Source organism: Flavobacterium davisii, assembly GCF_019565505.1.
Classification (GTDB): domain Bacteria; phylum Bacteroidota; class Bacteroidia; order Flavobacteriales; family Flavobacteriaceae; genus Flavobacterium; species Flavobacterium davisii.
On record NZ_CP067378.1, the window covers coordinates 891,049 to 911,353 of the forward strand.

The window sequence follows — 20,305 nt, forward strand, 5'->3', positions numbered from 1 at the left end:
TAGATTACTTTGTCATTATTTTTAATAAATCTAAATAAATATGAATAAGTCTATTTTTATTATTCTATTAACCACGATGTCTATACATCTATACGGACAAAAAAAGAGAATCAAAAGAGATTCTATTAATAGTTTAAAAGAAATTTCGGTATCTGGAACTGCAAACAAATTTGCCTCTAATAAGGTTTCAAGTAGTTTAAGATTGAAAACAGAAATTGCTAAAATCCCTCAAAATATTCAAATCGTAACAAATGAACTCTTAAAAAGTCAAAACATTACCACGATGATGGAAAATGTAACACGTAACATAAGCGGAGCTCAAATGAACGAACATTTTGGTAATTACGCTAATATCAACATGAGAGGATTTAAACTTCCTTCATTTAGAAATGGTATGAACATAGATATCGGATATGGTCCGTTGGCAACCGACTTATCAATGGTAGAAAACATTGAATTTGTAAAAGGACCATCTGGATTTATGACTTCAGCAGGAGCTCCAAGTGGTATTTATAATGTAGTAACTAAAAAGCCAACTAAAAGATCAATCAATGAAATAGGTTTTTCAGGTGGAAGTTTTAATTTTTACAGAGGAAATTTAGATTCTGGCGGAGCATTAACCGAAAATGGCAAACTACAATATCGTTTTAATGCTATGTATCAATTTTCAGAAACTAATAGGCAATTTGAAAACAATTCAAGATACAGTATTGTTCCTTCTCTTAAATATGAATTTAATGATAATACGTCCTTGACAACAGAATTCACTTATCAAAAAGCAAAACAAATGTTAAGTGCATCATACGTATTTGCTCCCGTAGAAAAGGGATTAGGTAGCTTAGACAGGGACATTTCTCATATAGATCAAAACTACCCTAGCTCTGATATAGAAGAAGTTAATTTATTTGTAGATTTTAACCATAACTTTAGTAGTAAATGGTCTATCAATACTCAATATATGATTATGCAATATAACCAATTGGGATATACAAATTGGGTTTATGGCATACATCCTTCAGGATATACTCAAAGAATGCTTAATAATTTTGATACAAAAGCATTAAATGAATTAGCCGTGTATATATAAATGGGGAAATATCTTTTTTAGGCACAACTCATAAATTATTAACAGGTATTGATTATAAAAAACTCAACAGTAAATACGACTGGTCCCACACCGCTACTTATGATGTAATTCCTTTCAATCTTTTCCAACCTGTTTATGGCAAAGCAGTCTATCCTGTATTTAACAGAGAGTCGGGATTAACAAATATTGGTAGTGGAACTGAATATACTTCTATCTATGCACAAGATGAAATATGGTTTCTAAAGGATCGTCTTAGAGTAACTCTGGCAGGACGTTATTTTAATGGAAAAACCAATGATGATTATAAAAATAGTGTTACCATAAAAAGAATAAGTCCAAGGGTCGGAATAAGTTTTGATATTACTAAAAACTTTAGCATATATTCCCAATATGACAATTCAATTATACCTAATTACGGTACAAATAAAGAAGGCAAATTATTTGATCCAGAATATGCTAATAATATTGAAACAGGATTAAAAAAATCTTTTTTAAGAGACAAATTAAAAACAACATTATCTGTTTATCAAATTACAAAAAGAATGTATTAGTAGCTGACCCTAATGATATTCTTAACAAATTACAATTGGGTAAAGTACGATCAGAAGGGGTAGAATTTGACATTCAAGGTCAATTATCACCTGAGTTAAATATTGTTTTAAATTATGCCTTCACAGAAGTAAAAACAATTGAAGACATAAATCCATTAAATATTGGTAAAAGAATTGAAGGCCATTCTAAACATACAACCAATGGTTGGATTAACTACAATTTTAAAGAGGATTCTTTTTTAAAAGGTTTTGGAACTATGTTAGGATATCAATATTTGATAGACCGTTCTACATCTAATTGGGGAGTAGACAACAAAACTATATTACCTGATTATTTAAGATTAGATGCTGGCATTAATTGGAGATATAAAGGATTAAATTTAGCATTAAATGTAAATAATTTATTAAATAAATATCTTTATTCTGGAGGAATAGCTGGAACTGTTGCTTACTGGCAAAGTGAACCCGGGTAGAAACTGGAGAACTATGCTAACCTATAAATTTTAAAATTTTCAAAAGCTTTAAGAAATATCAACATAAGTTTCTTAAAGCTTTATTAAATAAAATGAAAATAAAAGACATTAAACAAAAAGCGCGAAAAATACATCTTTGGCTGGGGTTAACCTCAGGTCTCATTGTTTTCATAGTAGCCATTACAGGTGCTCTATATACATTTAAAGAAGAAATTCAAACATGGAATCAAGAACATCCTGTAATTAAAACACAAAACAAACCACTGCTAGTACCTACCGTACTAAAAAATATAGCTAAAAAAAAATTTCCTAATAAAGAATTACATGCTATAAAATATAATGGAAATGATAAAGCGGTTGAAATCATATTCTATAAAAACGCTCCTAACTATCATATTACCTTATATTTAAATCCTTATAGCGGTAAAATCATTAAAATAAGTGATCTTAATACTGGTTTTTTCCATTTCATATTTGAAGGTCACATGTATTTATGGTTGCCACATTCTATTGGTCAAATTGTAGTTGCAACAGCCACGTTAGTATTCTTATTTATGATTATCACAGGCCTTGTACTTTGGTTACCTAAAAGAAGTAAAGAAATAAAAAAAAGGATATGGTTTCAATGGAAAGAAGGAATAAAATGGAAAAGAAAAAATTTTGATTTACACAATATAATAGGTCTCTATACTTCTCTATTTGCCTTAATTTTTATTATTACAGGATTAGTTTGGGGATTTCCTTTGCTTGGCTATTTGTACTACAAAGCAGTTGGAGGAGAAAAATCAATGATTTATCAAGAACCTTTATCTTCTTATAAAAAGATTAAGACTAAAAACAATTTGTTTCCTATAGACAACGCTTGGTTCATTATGAAATCAGAGTATCCAAAAGCTAAATCAATTGAAATTCATCCTCCAACAAATGACAGTACTTCTATAGCTTGTAATTCAAATCCAGACGACTATACTCTTTGGAAAACAGATTATCGCTATTTTGATCAGTATACTCTGGAAGAAAAAAAAGTTGACCATTTATGGAGTCAATTTAAAGATGCTGATAATGCAGATAAACTCCTACGTATGAATTATGATATACATACAGGTGCTATTGCTGGATTAGCAGGGAAAATTTTTGCTTTTTTAATAAGTCTTTTAATAGCATCATTACCTATTACTGGTATATTAATTTGGTGGGGACGTAAAAACAAATAATTATGTGTTGCAACTATTCAATCGTTAACAAAACAAACAATGGTATGCTTATCTTTTTAAGAGGTTGCCAAAAATATCAACTAACTTTTAACAATTTAAACTTTAGCATGTCTACTGAAGAATTAAATGCTTTTTATAAATATTTAAGAAGAATGAACCCCGTATATTGGGAAAAAGAATATGAATATTCCGTGTACGAAAAAAAGATTCCTATTCCAACACTTCAAGATAATTTTATTATTATGATCAATAGAGTAGAATTATTTGAATTACAAATTTTAACAAAACCGAATAAAACTCAAATTTTTAAAATAGTTGAAAATCAAATTTTATCTATCAATTGGAATTAAGTATTTTATAAACAGACTATAAACTTCTTTAATGTTTGAAAACAACCGCTATACTAGATTCTCCAACACTATTCAGAAAGGCATTGAATTCTTTTATGCTCAAATTATTAATTAAATCTAAAAATTATGAACTAGATACTTTTTATCAACTAGAAAACTTATTACAAAAAACAACAATAAACTACCTTTTTTTTGATCCTACTAATTTTAATGAAGATTTACTGAATCAAATTATTAATCTAAAAAAAGAAAATAAAATCCTAAAACTCATTATCATAACATCTAACGAAACTTATATTAGAAATAATTTAGGACTAGAGTCCAAGATTCTAACCTTTATTGATTCTATTATTAGTAAAGATTGTTCTGAATCTCAAATCATTGAATTATTTCATTATATTGACAAAAATGAATTCTTTTTCCCTTCAAAAAGTATTTTCAAACAAATTGATTTCAATTTAACGAAACAAGAACGTTGCATTTTAAAAATGCTTACGGAAGGTAAGAGTAATGAACAAATTTCAAATGACCTTTGTATCAGTATTCATACTTTTCGCACACATAGAAAAAATATCATGAAGAAAGTAGGCGTTAACACCACTACTGATCTAATTTTATATAGCCTAAAAAACAATATTACAAATAACTAAAAAATAGAACTATCTATTTTTAACTAAAGCCTTCTTAATATAAATAAGAGGGCTTTAGTCATTTATAATAAAAACAATATCTAAAAGAGAAAACAAATGATCAACCTTATCTATTTTTTGCTCTTACTTATTTCGTTCTAAACTCGCTTTTTTAGTAGAAATGAAAAATTGTGATCTTTTAAAACAACCTAATTAAAGACAAAAAATGATGTATTTTTTAAAATTCAAAGTCTTTTATATTTATGATCAATTTCTATCGCATAATATGGTTTAAATCATAAAGTTTAAAAATACCCAATATAAGGTATTTCAATACCATTATAATATTAAAAAAAAGCCCCTATTTATGGTATTGATTAATCCAATTTGTAAGTATTACTTTGTCTTGTAATTTTTATTTAATCTAAATAAATCATGAGCGAAGTGGTTTCAACTATCAAAACTAAACCTAAAGAAGAAAATAAACACTTGTTAAACAATGACATACATATATTTTCTGATAAAAAAAAAGAACTTAAGCCTTTACAAAAAAAGTATGAAAAGGGCTATAAAACAAATTATTAAGAATAATGAAAAAGAACAACTCCTTATACAGGAAAAAGCATTTCGTCATTACATCATTTAATAAGTCAAATAGATCTATATGATAACGAAAATGGTTTACCTTTAAAAGAGGTATTAAACGAAATTCAAAAAATATACCTTGATGACTGTATTCTTTTTCATCATCCAAAATATGTTGCACATCTAAACTGTCCGATCCTTACTCCTACCCTTGTAGCTGAAGCCTTCATTTCTTCTTTAAATTCTTCTATGGATACTTGGGATCAAAGTACAGGAGGTACTTACATTGAATTAAAACTAATTGAATGGACGCTTCAACTATTAAATTATCCTAAAAATGGGGAAGGTATTTTTACAAGTGGAGGTACTCAATCCAATTTAATGGGCCTTTTATTAGCTAGAGATCATTATATCAAAACAAGATATAATATAAATCCTGTTATGGAAGGTTTACCAGCAGAAGCCTCAAAATTTAAGGTACTTTGCTCTGAAGTAAGTCATTTTAGTTTAAAAAGAATCTTAGTTTATTAGGATTAGGCCAAAATGCTGTAATTCAAGTTCCTGTTGATAAAAATTTTAAAATGAATATCAACGAACTCAAAAACAAAATAGCTCAATTAAAAGCTAATGGTGATATTCCTATAGCCATTGTTGGAACAGCAGGCACCACTGATTTTGGCTCTATAGATCCATTAGTAGAAATAGCTGCTATAGCCAAAGAAAACGATATTTGGTTTCATGTGGATGCAGCTTATGGAGGTGGTTTACTAATAAGTGATATTCATAAAAACAAATTAAAAGGAATTGAATTTTCTGATTCTGTTACGATAGATTATCATAAAACCTTTTATCAACCAGTGAGTTCTAGTGGTTTTTTTATGCGAGACAAATCATTTGTTGATTATATAAAATACCATGCTGACTATCTAAATTCTAAAGAACAAGAAGATGAAGGTATTCCCAATATGGTAAAAAAATCAATCCAAACAACCAGACGATTTGATGCCCTTAAACTATGGTTTACTCTTCGTTGTATAGGGGTAAAAGGATTAAGTTCTTACTTAGAAACTTCTATCGAAAATGCGCTTTATACAGCTCATATATTAAAAAACAGAAATGATTTTGAAATCATTCATCAACCCGAAATTAGCGCAATTGTTTTTAGATATACTCCTTTTGAAGACAAATACAATTCTTATTGTAATCTAAACTCTTATATAAGAAAAGCCATTTTTAATGAAGGTAAGGCTATCATAACAAGCACAAAAGTAAACGAAAAGGTTTTCTTAAAATTCACGCTTTTAAATCCTTTAACAACTACAAATGACATTGATGAAATAATTGATTTAATCATCTATCACGGTCAACAATATTCAATTAAAAATTAAAACTTTATGGAAAATAATAAGATATATGACTTCATTGCAATTGGCGTAGGTCCATTTAATCTTGGATTAGCTTGTTTAACTAATCCTATTAAAGAATTAAATGGTTTGTTTTTTGATAAGAATGACACATTTGATTGGCATCCGGTATGTTATTACAGGACACTACTTTACAAATTCCTTTTCTAGCTGATTTAGTTACACTAGCTGACCCTACAAGCTCTTTTAGTTTTTTAAACTATATTAAAGAAAAAGGAAAAATTTATTCTTTCTACATTCGTGAAAATTTCTTACTACTACGTAATGAATACAATCAATACTGCCAATGGGCTATAAGTAAACTCTCTAATGTTCATTTTGGCAAAGAGGTTACAACAATAGATTATAATGAACAAGAAAAGATTTATTTAGTTACCGTACAAGATACAAAAAGTAAAAAAGTAAATGTTTACGCTTGTCGCAAACTTGTTTTAGGTACAGGAACGACTCCTTATATTCCTAAATCATGTAATTCACTCAAAAACAAGGCCATTCACTCTTCAGAATACTTAACTAATAAAGAACAACTTCAATCCAAAAAATCTATAACTGTTTTAGGAAGCGGTCAGAGCGCAGCAGAAGTTTTTAATGACCTATTGCAGGAAATAGACATTCATGGCTATCAACTTAACTGGATTACACGTTCTCCTCGTTTTTTCCCGATGGATTACAGTAAATTAACGCTTGAAATGACCTCTCCTGAGTATGTTGATTATTTTTATAATTTACCAGAAGCCAAACGAGATCATTTAATTCATAATCAAAAAGAATTATACAAAGGAATCAACAAAGATTTAATAGGTAGCATTTTTGATACTATATATTACAAAAAAGTCCTTCATCCTATTGATGTAAATTTAAGAACAAATGCCGCTTGCATTAATTCAACATATAATGAAATTACTCAAAATTTTGAATTAGAACTACATCACGTTGAACAAGACGAACACTTTAAACATACTACTGAGGCTTTAGTACTAGCAACTGGATATTCTAGCACAATTCCTTCTTTTATCCAAGACATTAACCACCGAATTAACTGGGATAACAAAGGGCGTTATGCAACGAATCGCAACTATACAATTGATATAGAAAGTTCTGAAATTTTTGTTCAAAATGCAGAGCTACACACACATGGTTTTGTAACTCCTGACTTAGGAATGGCTTGTTATAGAAACTCTTATATCATTAAAGAAATGGTAGGTAAAGAAATTTATCCTATTGAAAAACAAATTGCTTTCCAACAATTTGGTATTACCGAAACGGAAAAACAAAAATCAAACCTAAAAGCATAATGGGATTCACAAACAATAGAATTGCTGCAATAGATTTTACTAGAGGTATAAGTGTTTTCTTTTTAATTATTGTGCATACCATGCTCATATACGGAACACTCGAAACTCAAACAGAAACAACGATAGGTCAAATTATTATTTGGCTAGGACGTGGAGCTGCTATGTACCTTATTGCTATGGGAATATCATTTACATTTTCCAGAAGACAATCCTTTTATACCATCATTAAAAGAGCCTTCTATCTATTATTTATAGGATATTCATTAAATTTTGTAAAATTCATAATCCCCGAATTTATATTCGGTGGATTACCTTATCGTTTTTTAAATGCTTATCATTTAAAAACACAATCCCTTGAAACTTCACTATTTTTTTTAGGCCTTGGAGACATCTTGCAATTGGCAGGAATAAGTTTGTTATTAATAGCTTTTATAAATCAAATATCAAATAATAAATGGCTATACTTTCTTTTAGGACTCTCTATTATGATCCTATCTAAGGAGCTAAGTGGGTTTAAAACAAACATCATAGGATTAGAATATATATGCCATTTATTCTTTAGTAATCAGTACAATGTTTATTTTCCCGTATTCCCTTGGAGTGCCTTTATTTTTATGGGGGTCTTTTTGGGTAAACAATTAAAAGAAATCAATAATGATACTCAAATCTTCTTTAAGAACTTGGCATTACAGAGTTTGGGACTAATTGTACTAGGTCTTTCACTTGTTCTTACAAATTATAAATATCATTTTGGTGATTATTATCATTTAGGTCCTGGAGGAAGTATTATTCTACTAGGAATTATGATGCTCTGCTTTTGGATAGCAAATCAATTAGTTAAACTCTTTAATCCTAACTCCCCTTTTTTAATATTATAATCTATCTAAGTAAAAATACTACTAGTATTTATTTTATTCAATGGACCTTAATTAACTGGGGTATGTATGTTTTCGGATTTTGGAGCTTGCATCAGTGGAGTGTTTTAGCATTAATAGTTTTGTTTACAGTACTAACCCTTATAACAAATATTCTATATAGAAAATTAAAATTACTAAGAATTATTTCATTTGAAAATAATCTATAAACACTTAAAAAATGAAAAAAAACAGCACCAATATAGCATCAGAAATTGTCTTTTCTACCTTAATAAAAGGATTAGGAACCATCGATTTTATACCTCTCAATATCCAAACTCATATTCCTATTATCCACGATTGGGTAAACAGGGAGTATGCGCAATATTGGGGCATGATAGGTAAAAGTTGTAATGAAATAAAAAACGAATATGAAAAAATCATACAACATTCTGAGGTTTTTTTAGGACAAGTAAATGGCGAAATTTCCTTTCTTTTAGAAAAATACAATCCAAAAAATGATCCCATTTCTGATTATTATAAAGTAAAAGATCATGATTGCGGTATTCATGTAATTGTAGCTCCTACAAACAATCCTATTCATCAATTTACTTGGAATATCTTTACCTCAATAATGAAATTTGTTTTTTCAGATCTTACTATTGAAAGAATCGTAGTAGAACCCGATATTCGAAACGAAAAAATGTTTAAAATATGCCATCGAATTGGTTTCAAAGATGACAAAATAGTAGAATTACCTCACAAAACGGCTCGTTTATCTTTTTGTACAAGAAGACAATTTATTAAAAAAATAGATTCAGAAAACACTATTACATTAAATTTATCCGAAGTATTTTCGCAAATAAAAAATCCTGAAATAGCCACTAGCCATATAAACGAAGATACTTGGGGACTGGCTAATAAATTATTGGTAAAAAAAGCTATTAGTGAGTTTTCCCACGAAAGCATCTTTACTCCTACTCTTATTAGTAAAGAAAACGAAGAAGACATTTATCAAATCATTAGTGACAATAGTGAAGTATCATATTCCTTTAAAGCAAAAAAGCTAGCACTTAACCACTGGTTAATTAATGAAAATTCTATCATTAAAAACTACAATCCCGAAGAAAAAATAGACGCTGTTTTATTTTTCAATGAGTACAAGAACACCATAGGGATATCCGATGAATTATTTCCTTCCTATATAGAAGAAATAATTAGTACGTTACAAAGCAGTATGTCTAAATTAAAGAAAGATAATTTAAATTCACATCAACTAGTATACGCTGATTTCCAAACCATTGAACAATCTATGAATGAAGGTCACCCCGGTTTTGTTGCTAATAATGGAAGAATAGGATTCAATAGTACCGATTATAAGACTTATACTCCTGAAACAGGAAATCCTTTTCAACTCGTATGGTTAGCAGGTAAAAAAGACCGAACAGTTTATGCAGGCACACAAGAACTCGATTATGACACTCTAATTCGTCAGGAATTGGGAGATGAAACCATTGAAATATTCAACATCATGATCAAAGAACAAGGAAAAAATCCTTCTGATTATTTCTTTATGCCAACCCATCCTTGGCAATGGTTTAATAAACTTGCTATTATTTTTTCTCCCGAAATAGCTCAAGGAAATCTAATCTGTTTAGGTTATGGAACAGACTATCATCAAGCTCAACAATCTATTCGAACTCTTTTTAATATAAGCCATCCCCAAAAATTATATACAAAAACCTCTTTATCTATTTTAAACATGGGATTCATGCGAGGACTTCCTGTGTATTATTTAGGTAGTGCCCCTGAAATGGCAAAATGGCTAGAAGATTTACTAAAAAAAGACCATTATCTACAACAAGTTCGATTTGGTATGCTTGGCGAAGTAGCATCTATTAGTTACATTAATCCTTATTTTGAGAGCTATGGAAAACATAATCCATACAACAAAATGATTGCCTCACTATGGCGTGAAAGCCCTGTAAAGTACCTTCAAAAAGGAGAACAATTAATGACTATGGCGGCATTATTACACATAGATAAAGAAGGAAATGCTTTTTTAACCGAAATGATTAAAGCATCAAAAATGACCACCGACAAATGGTTAAAATCTTATTTCTCTATTTATCTCACCCCTCTTCTTCATTGTTTTTATGAATATGATTTAGTGTTTATGCCACATGGCGAAAACTTAATTTTAGGATTAAAAGATCACGTTCCTGTACGTTCATTTATGAAAGATATTACAGAAGAAGCCGTTATTCTGAATCCAGAAATTAAGCTCCCTACAAATTTAGAAAGAATGTATGCAGAAGTACCAGAAGACGTAAAACTACTTTCGATCTTTATCGATGTTTTTGATGGTTTCTTCCGTTTTATGTCAGCCATTTTAGTATCTCAAATACAGTACGACGAAAATCGCTTTTGGGAGTTAGTAGCCGAAAGTATTCAAGAATACCAACAAACACAACCTCACTTAGAAACAAAATTTGAAAAATATGATTTATTTACTGCTGATTTTGAATTGTCTTGTTTAAACAGATTACAACTAAACAATAATAAAACTATGATAGATCTAGATGATCCCGTTGCTTTATTACAATTCCAAGGTAAAATTTCTAACCCTATTGCTCCGTACAAAAAAGTAATAGCTTAAATCTAAGAAAGTATGAACAGTACACAGCAATCCAATCAAAATATAGAAAACCAAATCTGTTTTAGTAAAAAAATAGAGTCTATAGGTTTTTTTGAACTGAGAAAATTTAACCTAACCCAAGATTTACCTATAATTTATCAATGGGTTCAAAAAGAATATGCTATCTATTGGGGTATGATGGGTTTACAATACAATGAAGTAAAAACCATTTATCAAAAACTAGTAGAAAACACTCATATCTATATTGGGTTATTTCAAGGAAAAATAGCTTTTTTATTAGAATGCTATGATCCTCAAGAAGATATCATTAAAGAACATTATGAAGTAAAAAAAGGAGATATAGGCATGCATATTTTGGTTGCCCCTCCAGACAAAAAAATAAATGGTTTTACTTGGCAAATTTTCAAATTTATATTAGACTTTATTTTTAGCAATTCAACCATTAATCGTGTAGTGGTAGAACCTGATGCAAAAAATGAAAAAATACATATTTTAAACGAAAAAGCAGGGTTTGTTTTTCAAAAATTCATTGACTTACCACATAAAAAAGCACGATTAGAATTTTGCACAAGACAGCAGTACTACCATGCCATTATGAACAGTAACTAACATTCGATTTTCTAAAATAAGGCTGTCTGATAAACCGTAAATGAACGTCTAGTTTAGCCGTTCGACGATTGGAGAAATTACATTATTAATATTATGTAATTTCTTCCAGTAGTCGAAATAACCAGATCCCCCTTCTTTTCGTCCCCTTTCAATACTAACCTTCCATTTTTAACTTTTTAATACAGCTCTTTGTAAAATACTATTTTATGGATACAAAAACATCTACTGCTCCTATTCTTGCAGAAAATATAAAACATCTAAAATTAGCCCATTGGGAAAAAGCTAACAGACTTCTTACCCGAAAAGCTATTTCAGAATTTTCACATGAAACACTTATTAGCCCAATTTATAATGAAAAAATAAATAAATACCAACTAAATACAATAGATAAACAGTACACGTATACCTTTCCTGCGCATATAAAAGCTCTTAATAACTGGCATATTCCTTATGAAAGTATTATAAAAGAAGATACTAACGGTAATACAATTCCTCTATGTCTCATTAGCTTTATTCTTGAATTTAAAGACCTCCTTGAAATTCCAACTGATTTACTTCCTACCTATCTAGAAGAAATTAATGCGACTCTTTATAGCACTACTTATAAAATTTCAAAGGAAAAATTCAGCGCAAATGAACTTCCTCATACAGATTATCAAACTATTGAACACAGTGTTACCGAAGGACATCCTTGCTTTTTAGCAAATAGCGGAAAAAATGGTTTTAGTAGTCTTGATTTTATTTTATTTTCACCAGAAGCCAATAGTCCTATTCAATTATTATGGGTGGCAGGTCATAAAAGTAGTGCTCAATTTTCTTGTATTGATTCTCTCAGTTATGACTTATTAATCAAAACGGAATTAGATAACGAAACTCAAATTATATTTCAAAAAGTACTAGAAACCGAAAAAGTAGATCCTAACGAATACCTTTGGTTTCCTGTACATCCATGGCAATGGGATAATAAACTGACCTTGATTTTTACTCATGATATTGCCCAAAAAAAATTAATTCCTTTAGGATTTGCCCCTGACAAACACTCGGCTCAACAATCTATACGTACTTTTTATAATCTTTCTAATACAAGCAAACATTTTACAAAAACGGCTTTATCTGTAATTAACATGGGATTTATGCGAGGTCTTTCTCCTTATTACATGGAAAGTACTCCCGTTATTACTACTTGGTTAGAAAATCTTGTACAAACAGATCCTTTTTACAATCCAAAGGTTTTACCGTTTTAGGAGAAGTAGCCACTTTAGGATATCGTAATATTTTATGGGAAAATCTTGGCAAAACCATTCCACATAACAAAATGTTAGCTACGCTTTGGAGAGAAAGCCCTGCTACAAAACTTCAAAAAGATGAAGATTGTTTTACCATGGCTGCATTACTTCATTTAGACTATCAAGGCCAACCTTTTATTAAACATCTTATTGAATCCTCTAAAATCAATTCAAAACAATGGATTGATCAATATCTACAAGCCTATTTAATTCCTCTCATTCACTGTTTTTATACCCATGAACTAGTATTTATGCCACATGGAGAAAATCTTATTCTAGTAATAAAAGACCATATTATTGAACGTGTTTTAATAAAAGACATTACAGAAGAAATCATGCTCTTTAATCATACAATCTCCTTACCAGAAAAAGCAGAAAGAATACGTATGAATTTACCAGACAATTTAAAAATATTGAGTATTCAAAATGACATTTTCCAACACTTCTTTCGCTTTCTATCGGCTATTTTAGATCAATATAATATTTTAAGTGAGCATGATTTTTGGAAAAGTGTTGGAACTTCTATTGCTGAATATCAGCTACAAAATCCTCAACTTAAGGAATCTTTTATACAACATGACATATTTAGCAAAACATTTGACTCTTGTTGTTTAAATCGTTTACAACTTAAAAACAATAAGCAAATGTTAGATCTAGCTGATCCAGCTTCTAGTTTACAATTTGTAGGAACATTAGAAAATCCCATTCATCAATATAAACCTGTATGGTAAAAACTATTAAAGCAAAATTAAAATTTCTTCAGCATCATGATATTGTTGATTTTAATTCTATTGGACTTAAAGAAGGAATCTGGTTATTAGCTATCCCTATGATTTTAGAGTTAATCCTTGAATCAGTCTTTTCTTTGGTAGATTTGTACTTCGTAGGGCATTTGCCAGATAGTCATTTAGCCATTCAAATTATAGGTTTTACAGAATCTATCAACACTATAATATATTCAATAGCGGTAGGTTTTAGCGTAGCTGTTACTGCTCTAATTTCTATTTCTATTGGTGAAAAAAAATAGAAAAAACAGGAAAAATTATCATGCAAGCATTAATCATCTCTTGTTTACTTTCTTTAATAATTAGTATACTAGGTTATTTTTATGCTATTGATATTTTTGCTTCTTTAAATGTTTCTCAAAAGGCTATTGCTTATGGTATAAGTTATCCTAAAATTATCTTCAGCAATAGTATTTTTATACTCTTATTGTTTTTAATTAATGGAATATTTCGAGGTATAGGTAATCCTTTACTCGCTATGAAAAGTCTTTGGATAGCAAATGGTTTTAATCTCATATTATGCCCTTTACTCATAAATGGCTGGGGAATTTTTCCTGCTATGGGGATTGAGGGAGCAGCTTGGGCAACAGTCAGCGGTAGAGCAATAGGCGTTTTTTATCAATTATATTCTATTTTCAGAATCCGAAAATCTATAGGTTTTCAAAAGAACGGTATACAATTTCACTACCCTATCATAAGATCTATTACTTCTATTGCTATACCCGGTATATTACAATATGTATTAGCCTCTTTAAGTTGGATTTATTTAGCTCAATTAATTGCTAAAAGTGGTGGCGAATATGGCTCAGCAGGTTTTCAGATAGCGGTTAGAGTTATGATGTTTTTTATACTCCCTATTTGGGGTTTAAGTAATGCTGTTGCCACTCTTACAGGTCAATATTTAGGAGCCCAACATAGTATAAGAGTAAAAGTGTTAACTAAAATTGTACTTAAATATACTATTATACTTTGCTTAGGAATTACACTAATCAATATTTTTTTTGCAGAAGGTATTAGCTTATTTTTCACTAATGACATACAAACTATAGCACAAGCAAAGGAATCTATGAAAATTATCAGTTTAGGTTATATCTCCTATGGAATTTCAATGATTTTAAATAATTTATTTAATGGTGCAGGTAATACAAAAATCCCTACAATCGTTAATTTTATTGGATTTTGGATTTTTCAGATACCGCTTGCGTATTATCTAATTGATATACAAAAAAGTAATTATTTTTATGTTATTGGATTGATTCCTATTACCGAAACAATACTTTGCTTGCTTTATAGTGCCTTGTGGAAAAATTTAGCAAATAGCATAACAACACAGGATTGATTTGTAAAAGAAACTTGCGTTATTATTTATTAAAGCGACCGTCTGAAAAGTGACCTAATACCATTTAACCCAGATTACGCATTAGACCCGAGCCTAGCGAATAGACGAAGTAAATCTATTCCAGTTTATTTTTCTTCCAATTCAAGCACGTACTCAAATTTTAATCATCAAAATAGTTCATTATTTTTTCTTCTAAAATTTTCCGTGAGCACTTGAATTTATTGAAAAATTTTGTTTCACAACCAAGTCTAATGTGGAATCTGGGTTTAAAATTTGAATTTTCTTTTTAAAAATAGTACCTCTACAAAAACAACAAAAATGAGTGTTCGTTCTCGATGCGCTTCGCGCTCGAACTAGCGGTGATTTCAATTATAGACTCAACCCTCTGTTCGAGTTCTTTTTAAAATAAAAAAAAGCGTATCGAGAACTTCCTTTTTAATCCAGCATATTTTAAGTTTAAATGGTATTATTTTATGAAATGTTTCTAATTGTGATTCTTTTTTTTGATATTGATTATGTGACACCTCCTTACGTAGTGACAAACAAGAGACTAAAAATAGAACCAAAAAGGTTCTTCATTGAACCAAAAAGGTTCTTCTTTGAACCAAAAAGGTTCTTCGTTGAACCAAAAAGGTTCTTCGTTGAACCAAAAAGGGTCTTCGTTGAACCAAAAAGAGTCTTCTTTGAACCAAAAAGGGTCTTCATTGAACCAAAAAGGTTCTTCGTTGAACCAAAAAGGTTCTTCGTTGAACCAAAAAGAGTCTTCTTTGAACCAAAAAAACTAATCTATGGAACTTTTATGCTTAGGAGCAATAAAATATAATAATACAGAACATCAAGGATTTAATACCATTTAAACTTTGAATTTTCTTTTTAACCCAGTATATTTTAAGTTAAAAGGCATACCCTCTCCTTTCGATCAGAAGGAGAAATCACACAATACAAATTATGAAATTCCTCCTTTTATCGGAATGAATAAACTAAATGTTTTTTTTAATTTTTGAAATAATGTCTTAAAAAGATTGATTTTGTGATTTATTACTGAATCAATCCTTTAACCTCATCAAAGTTTAATCCGCCATAGTTTCCAGAACTCATCAAAAGCAAAGCGGAATCATTAAGCTGCTGGCTAAATAAATAATTTTTAAAATCCATTGGATTGGTATAAATAATCAAATCATCACGTTTAAAAGACTGTGCTATTTGATCATACGTTACTTCTTCTAATTTTTTTATTTTTACTGCATCTGGTGAATAAAATACAACCGCTATATCGGCTGCATCTAAAGCGCCTTCGTACTGTTTTAAGAATTCAGCATTCAAACTACTATAGGTATGTAATTCTAAACAGGCTATTAATTTACGGTTAGGATATTGTGCTTTTACAGCTTTTGTTGTGGCTGACACTTTACTTGGTGAATGGGCAAAATCTTTATAAGCTACTTTGTCTTTGGATTCTGCTATTTTTTCTAAGCGTTTAGACGCTCCTTTAAAGGAGGCTATCGCCTCATAAAACGCTACTTCATCTACTCCCATACATTGACAAACCCATTTAGCTCCTGCTAAGTTATTTAAATTATGGGCTCCAAAAATTTCTATAGGCATTTCACCTTCTGGAGTATTCAATAAAGTTATACCATTTTCTACTGTATATTCTGGAGTAGAATAAGGTATCTTACGAATTGGATTTTCTGCCTTTTCAGCTACTTCTTTTACTTCTAAATCATTTTCATTATAGATTAAAATCCCTCCATTAGTAATCTTTTTTATAAAAATATCAAATTGATTCACATAATTTTCATAAGTTGGAAATACATTAATATGATCCCAAGCTATACCTGAAATTAGTGCAATATTAGGGTTATATAAATGAAATTTTGGACGTAAATCAATAGGAGATGTTAGATATTCATCTCCTTCTAAAACGATAAATTCATTTTCTTCTGTTAAATGCACCATGGTATCAAATCCTTCTAAAAGAGCTCCTACCATATAATCTACCTTAATATTATGATAATTCATTACGTGTAAAATCATAGAGGTAATGGTAGTTTTTCCATGGCTCCCTCCTATTACAACACGTGTTTTATTTTTAGATTGTTCATATAAAAACTCTGGGTAAGAATATATTTTCAATCCTAATTCTTGCGCTTTTAATAATTCTGGGTTATCCGCTTTAGCATGCATTCCTAAAATAACGGCCTGTATATCTGCTGTAATTTTTTCAGGAAACCATCCTAATTCAACGGGTAATAATCCTTTGGCCTCTAATCGTGATTTAGAGGGTTCAAAAATAGCATCATCACTACCTGTTACTTGGTATCCTTTATTATGTAAAGCTAATGCTAAATTGTGCATGGCTGCACCACCTATGGCTATAAAGTGTGTTCTCATCTGCAAGTATGAAGGTTAACGGTTTAAAACTCTACTTTAATAAGTCTTAACCTATTTTTGTTCAAATATAAGGTATCAGTTTTTCATTCGAAATAGGAATCGTTAAATTATATTTGAAAAATAGGGCTTGCTTTTTTATAAAAAAATCTAAAAAAAATAAAAACTTGATCTATGATTTCTTCTTAATCGCAAATTATGTGGTAGAAATTTATTCCAAACAAAGAAGAACTCTAAATCTAAGAAGCGTACTTTTTTATTAAATTAGGCTGTCTTAAAAGTTCACAATTTTGTCATTTATTGCTTCTTCACTATTCCCTCTTCACTATTCCCTCTTCACTATTCACTATTCCCTCTTCACTATTCCCTCTTCACTATTCCCTCTTCACTATTCCCTCTTCACTATTCCCTCTTCACTATTGCCTCTCCACTATTACCTCTTCACTATTACCTCTTCACTATTACCTCTTCACTATTACCTCTTCACTATTACCTCTTCACTATTACCTCTTCACTAATGTCTGTGTTTTTTAATCTCTAACGCATAATCAGTATTACATTTTAAAAACTATGTGTTACGCTCTTTATGGGGTTGGGATGACAAGGGCGTCAAATTATTTATTCTTCAACAATCCCCGCTAGTTTGTCACTCCGACAAAGGAAGGTGTCGCATTATTTATATGATGGGCCCTCGTTCCTATTCTATGAATAAAAAAAGCCTCCACTATTTTATTTTCTTCGATTCCTTATCAATTAAAATGAGATTGATTTTCTACACAATAACACAAATATCAAAATAATAATAAATAAAAAGTACAAAAATTGATAAGAATATTTAAATTTGACAAAACAACCAAATGTTTAACAAAATATTTTTAAACATTGAAAACTAACTAAAAAACAGATTTATAATGAAAAAAGGGATATCTGTAATATCAGGCGTAACCTCGCCCACAGTAGGCGAAAAAATGACCTACCACATATCCGAATGGTACCCCAATACCCCCTTATCCGAAAGAGAAAAAGCCAACGTTACTTGGGAACTATTCAAAAAAAGAAGCGATGGAAGATTTACCACCACCCATGTTAAGAAAAAAGGAGACAGCAGTTTTACCTTTGGCGAATCTTCGGCAGGAGAAACCTATCGATTAGAAGCCTATTTATACCAACCCGAAGGAGGCGGATTAATCATAACCCCCAAAGCCAGCAGAATCCCCAAAATATGCAAAGTAGACCTAACCTATGTAGACGATAGTAAAGGAAGTGTTTTTAGTTTTACAGAAAAACTACGAGCCAAAGCGCATTGTGTAAATATGTTTAACAAAGAAATTTTATTTACCTTATGGGAAGACGACGCAAAAGGCAGCGGACACAATGCCTCTAACAAACTCATTGATACAAAGAAGGCAAAAGTAGATCTATATGGTAATGTTGTAGTAGACTTTATGCTAACCAAAGCCTTGATGAAGAAAGCCATGCAAGGAGAAGCAGATATACGAGAACTAGAGTTTTATGTAACAGTAGAATATTACAGAAATAAAAAGCACACAACAGCAAACGTAGATATACAAAATCCATTACCTACAGAAAATACCCCTCCTTCTCAGTCTACGGGAATAAAAAAAGCCAAAGGTTCTCCAGCTGAAGAAAAACCGAAAAGCAAGAAAGAGGAAAGTGGCTTATTAACCCCTATTTCCGAAACCTTAGGTGAAATATGGGATTGGGTAGAAACTCAAGGAACTGCCCTAAGAGACAAACCCCACACCATTGAAATCCCGGAGGGAAAAAGCCCCGCTATTGTGGGGAAAACGAAGAGTGAGAAGGCTTCCACTACAGGTACAAGCTGTGGTGAAAGATATTGCCTTAAAAAAGGAGATAAAAGTGAACTCATACGAGAAATTAATATTCGTTTAGCGGGTTTTGGTGGAAATGTCCCGACTGATGAATTTACAGACCGCACCGAAAAAATGATTAAACAGTTTCAACGGGATTATATGAAAGTTCCTGAGACGGGTAAGGTTTGTGGTAATGTATTGTTAGCGATAGATCAATTTCAAGTTAAATATAATTTTGATTTTTCTTCATTAAAGTGTAAATGTGGTAAATGCTCTGGTTTTGGAGATAATAGTAATAAAGAAAAATATTTAAAAGGTAATTTAGAAGCTCATCATCGATACGAATATCCCGGTATTCATAGATCATTATTATGGTCATTGAGATCTGTACTTTTTTATTTGGAGAAAGAGGGTAAATATACTTTCGATAAAATTAGTTCAGGTTATAGATGTAGAAATCATGAAGAATATCTGAAAAAACCTACAACTAATCATATGGGCAAAGCATTAGATTTACATTTTAATAAAAATGGAGCTAGGACTAGAATTGTTTCTGATATTGAAAAAATAAGGAGCGATATTTTTAATAAATATTTGGGAGCAAAATGGGATTGGAAAAATGAAAAAGATATTTTCTACTTAGAATCTACATCAGTAGGAGCAACTACATGGATTCATTACGATGTTAGAGAATTTACTCCAACAAAATATCTTTTAGATAAATATTTTGCAAAAACGCTCAATGATTTTAATGGAAAAGGAATTGTTCAGTTAGCTAAAGAGCTTGGTTTTCAAAATACTTGTAATTGTATCGCAACATTGGAAACAGCAACTCCTAAAAATGAAACTAAAAAGGAAGGATGCTTTTGTGGTAGAGACTTTACTACCGAAGACCTTGTTTCACTGGGTATAAGTAAAAAAATGCAGATAAATTTTTAG

Annotated in this window: 13 protein-coding genes and 4 pseudogenes; 16 read left to right on the plus strand and 1 reads right to left on the minus strand. The window is 30.4% G+C overall.

What is annotated here, in order from left to right:
* The first annotated feature begins 40 nt into the window (after positions 1-40).
* From JJC05_RS04530 to JJC05_RS04610, 15 genes and pseudogenes are all read left to right on the plus strand, one after another.
* A complete protein-coding gene (locus JJC05_RS04530) occupies positions 41-1,087 on the plus strand; it encodes a TonB-dependent siderophore receptor (protein WP_235878336.1) in 1,047 nt (348 codons plus the stop codon).
* A 47-nt stretch (positions 1,088-1,134) separates the two neighbouring features.
* Positions 1,135-2,111: pseudogene (locus JJC05_RS16685) on the plus strand (TonB-dependent siderophore receptor).
* A gap of 92 nt (positions 2,112-2,203) precedes the next feature.
* Positions 2,204-3,325: a PepSY-associated TM helix domain-containing protein gene (locus tag JJC05_RS04545; RefSeq protein WP_105195753.1), complete on the plus strand. Its 1,122-nt coding sequence runs from the start codon at positions 2,204-2,206 to the stop codon at positions 3,323-3,325.
* Positions 3,326-3,327: 2 nt separating this feature from the next.
* Positions 3,328-3,675, plus strand: coding sequence for a DUF6686 family protein (locus JJC05_RS04550; RefSeq protein ID WP_127822884.1), 348 nt, complete (start codon positions 3,328-3,330; stop codon positions 3,673-3,675).
* 35 nt (positions 3,676-3,710) lie between these two features.
* Positions 3,711-4,325 carry a LuxR C-terminal-related transcriptional regulator gene (locus JJC05_RS04555; protein WP_088391908.1) on the plus strand — a complete coding sequence of 205 codons (615 nt, stop codon included), beginning with the start codon at positions 3,711-3,713 and terminating at the stop codon, positions 4,323-4,325.
* Between the two features lie 633 nt (positions 4,326-4,958).
* Positions 4,959-5,420 carry a pyridoxal-dependent decarboxylase gene (locus tag JJC05_RS04560; protein WP_258929657.1) on the plus strand — a complete coding sequence of 154 codons (462 nt, stop codon included), beginning with the start codon at positions 4,959-4,961 and terminating at the stop codon, positions 5,418-5,420.
* Between the two features lie 50 nt (positions 5,421-5,470).
* Entirely contained in the window at positions 5,471-6,277 is an 807-nt protein-coding gene (locus tag JJC05_RS04565) for a pyridoxal phosphate-dependent decarboxylase family protein (RefSeq protein WP_235878339.1), read from the plus strand.
* A 6-nt stretch (positions 6,278-6,283) separates the two neighbouring features.
* Positions 6,284-7,608: pseudogene (locus JJC05_RS04570) on the plus strand (lysine N(6)-hydroxylase/L-ornithine N(5)-oxygenase family protein).
* Positions 7,608-8,486: a heparan-alpha-glucosaminide N-acetyltransferase domain-containing protein gene (locus tag JJC05_RS04575; RefSeq protein ID WP_235878341.1), complete on the plus strand. Its 879-nt coding sequence runs from the start codon at positions 7,608-7,610 to the stop codon at positions 8,484-8,486. Before JJC05_RS04570 ends, JJC05_RS04575 begins: the two are co-directional and overlap by 1 nt.
* Positions 8,487-8,703: 217 nt before the next feature.
* Positions 8,704-11,121: a GNAT family N-acetyltransferase gene (locus JJC05_RS04580; protein ID WP_235878342.1), complete on the plus strand. Its 2,418-nt coding sequence runs from the start codon at positions 8,704-8,706 to the stop codon at positions 11,119-11,121.
* 12 nt (positions 11,122-11,133) lie between these two features.
* Entirely contained in the window at positions 11,134-11,730 is a 597-nt protein-coding gene (locus JJC05_RS04585; protein WP_105195759.1) for a GNAT family N-acetyltransferase, read from the plus strand.
* A 206-nt stretch (positions 11,731-11,936) separates the two neighbouring features.
* A pseudogene (locus JJC05_RS04590) lies at positions 11,937-13,069 on the plus strand (IucA/IucC family protein); the annotation flags it as partial.
* Positions 13,070-13,111: 42 nt separating this feature from the next.
* Positions 13,112-13,747, plus strand: coding sequence for an IucA/IucC family C-terminal-domain containing protein (locus JJC05_RS04595; RefSeq protein ID WP_258929659.1), 636 nt, complete (start codon positions 13,112-13,114; stop codon positions 13,745-13,747).
* A 98-nt stretch (positions 13,748-13,845) separates the two neighbouring features.
* A pseudogene (locus JJC05_RS04605) lies at positions 13,846-15,140 on the plus strand (MATE family efflux transporter).
* Positions 15,141-15,657: 517 nt separating this feature from the next.
* Complete coding sequence (locus JJC05_RS04610) at positions 15,658-15,963, plus strand: hypothetical protein (RefSeq protein WP_235878353.1); 306 nt, start codon at positions 15,658-15,660, stop codon at positions 15,961-15,963.
* Positions 15,964-16,178: 215 nt separating this feature from the next.
* On the opposite strand, the gene JJC05_RS04615 is transcribed toward JJC05_RS04610, so the two are convergent.
* A complete protein-coding gene (locus JJC05_RS04615) occupies positions 16,179-17,534 on the minus strand; it encodes a UDP-N-acetylmuramate--L-alanine ligase (protein ID WP_235878354.1) in 1,356 nt (451 codons plus the stop codon).
* 908 nt (positions 17,535-18,442) lie between these two features.
* Here JJC05_RS04615 and JJC05_RS04620 point away from each other — a divergent pair.
* On the plus strand, positions 18,443-20,305 hold the full coding sequence (locus tag JJC05_RS04620; protein ID WP_235878356.1) for a peptidoglycan-binding domain-containing protein: 1,863 nt from the start codon (positions 18,443-18,445) through the stop codon (positions 20,303-20,305).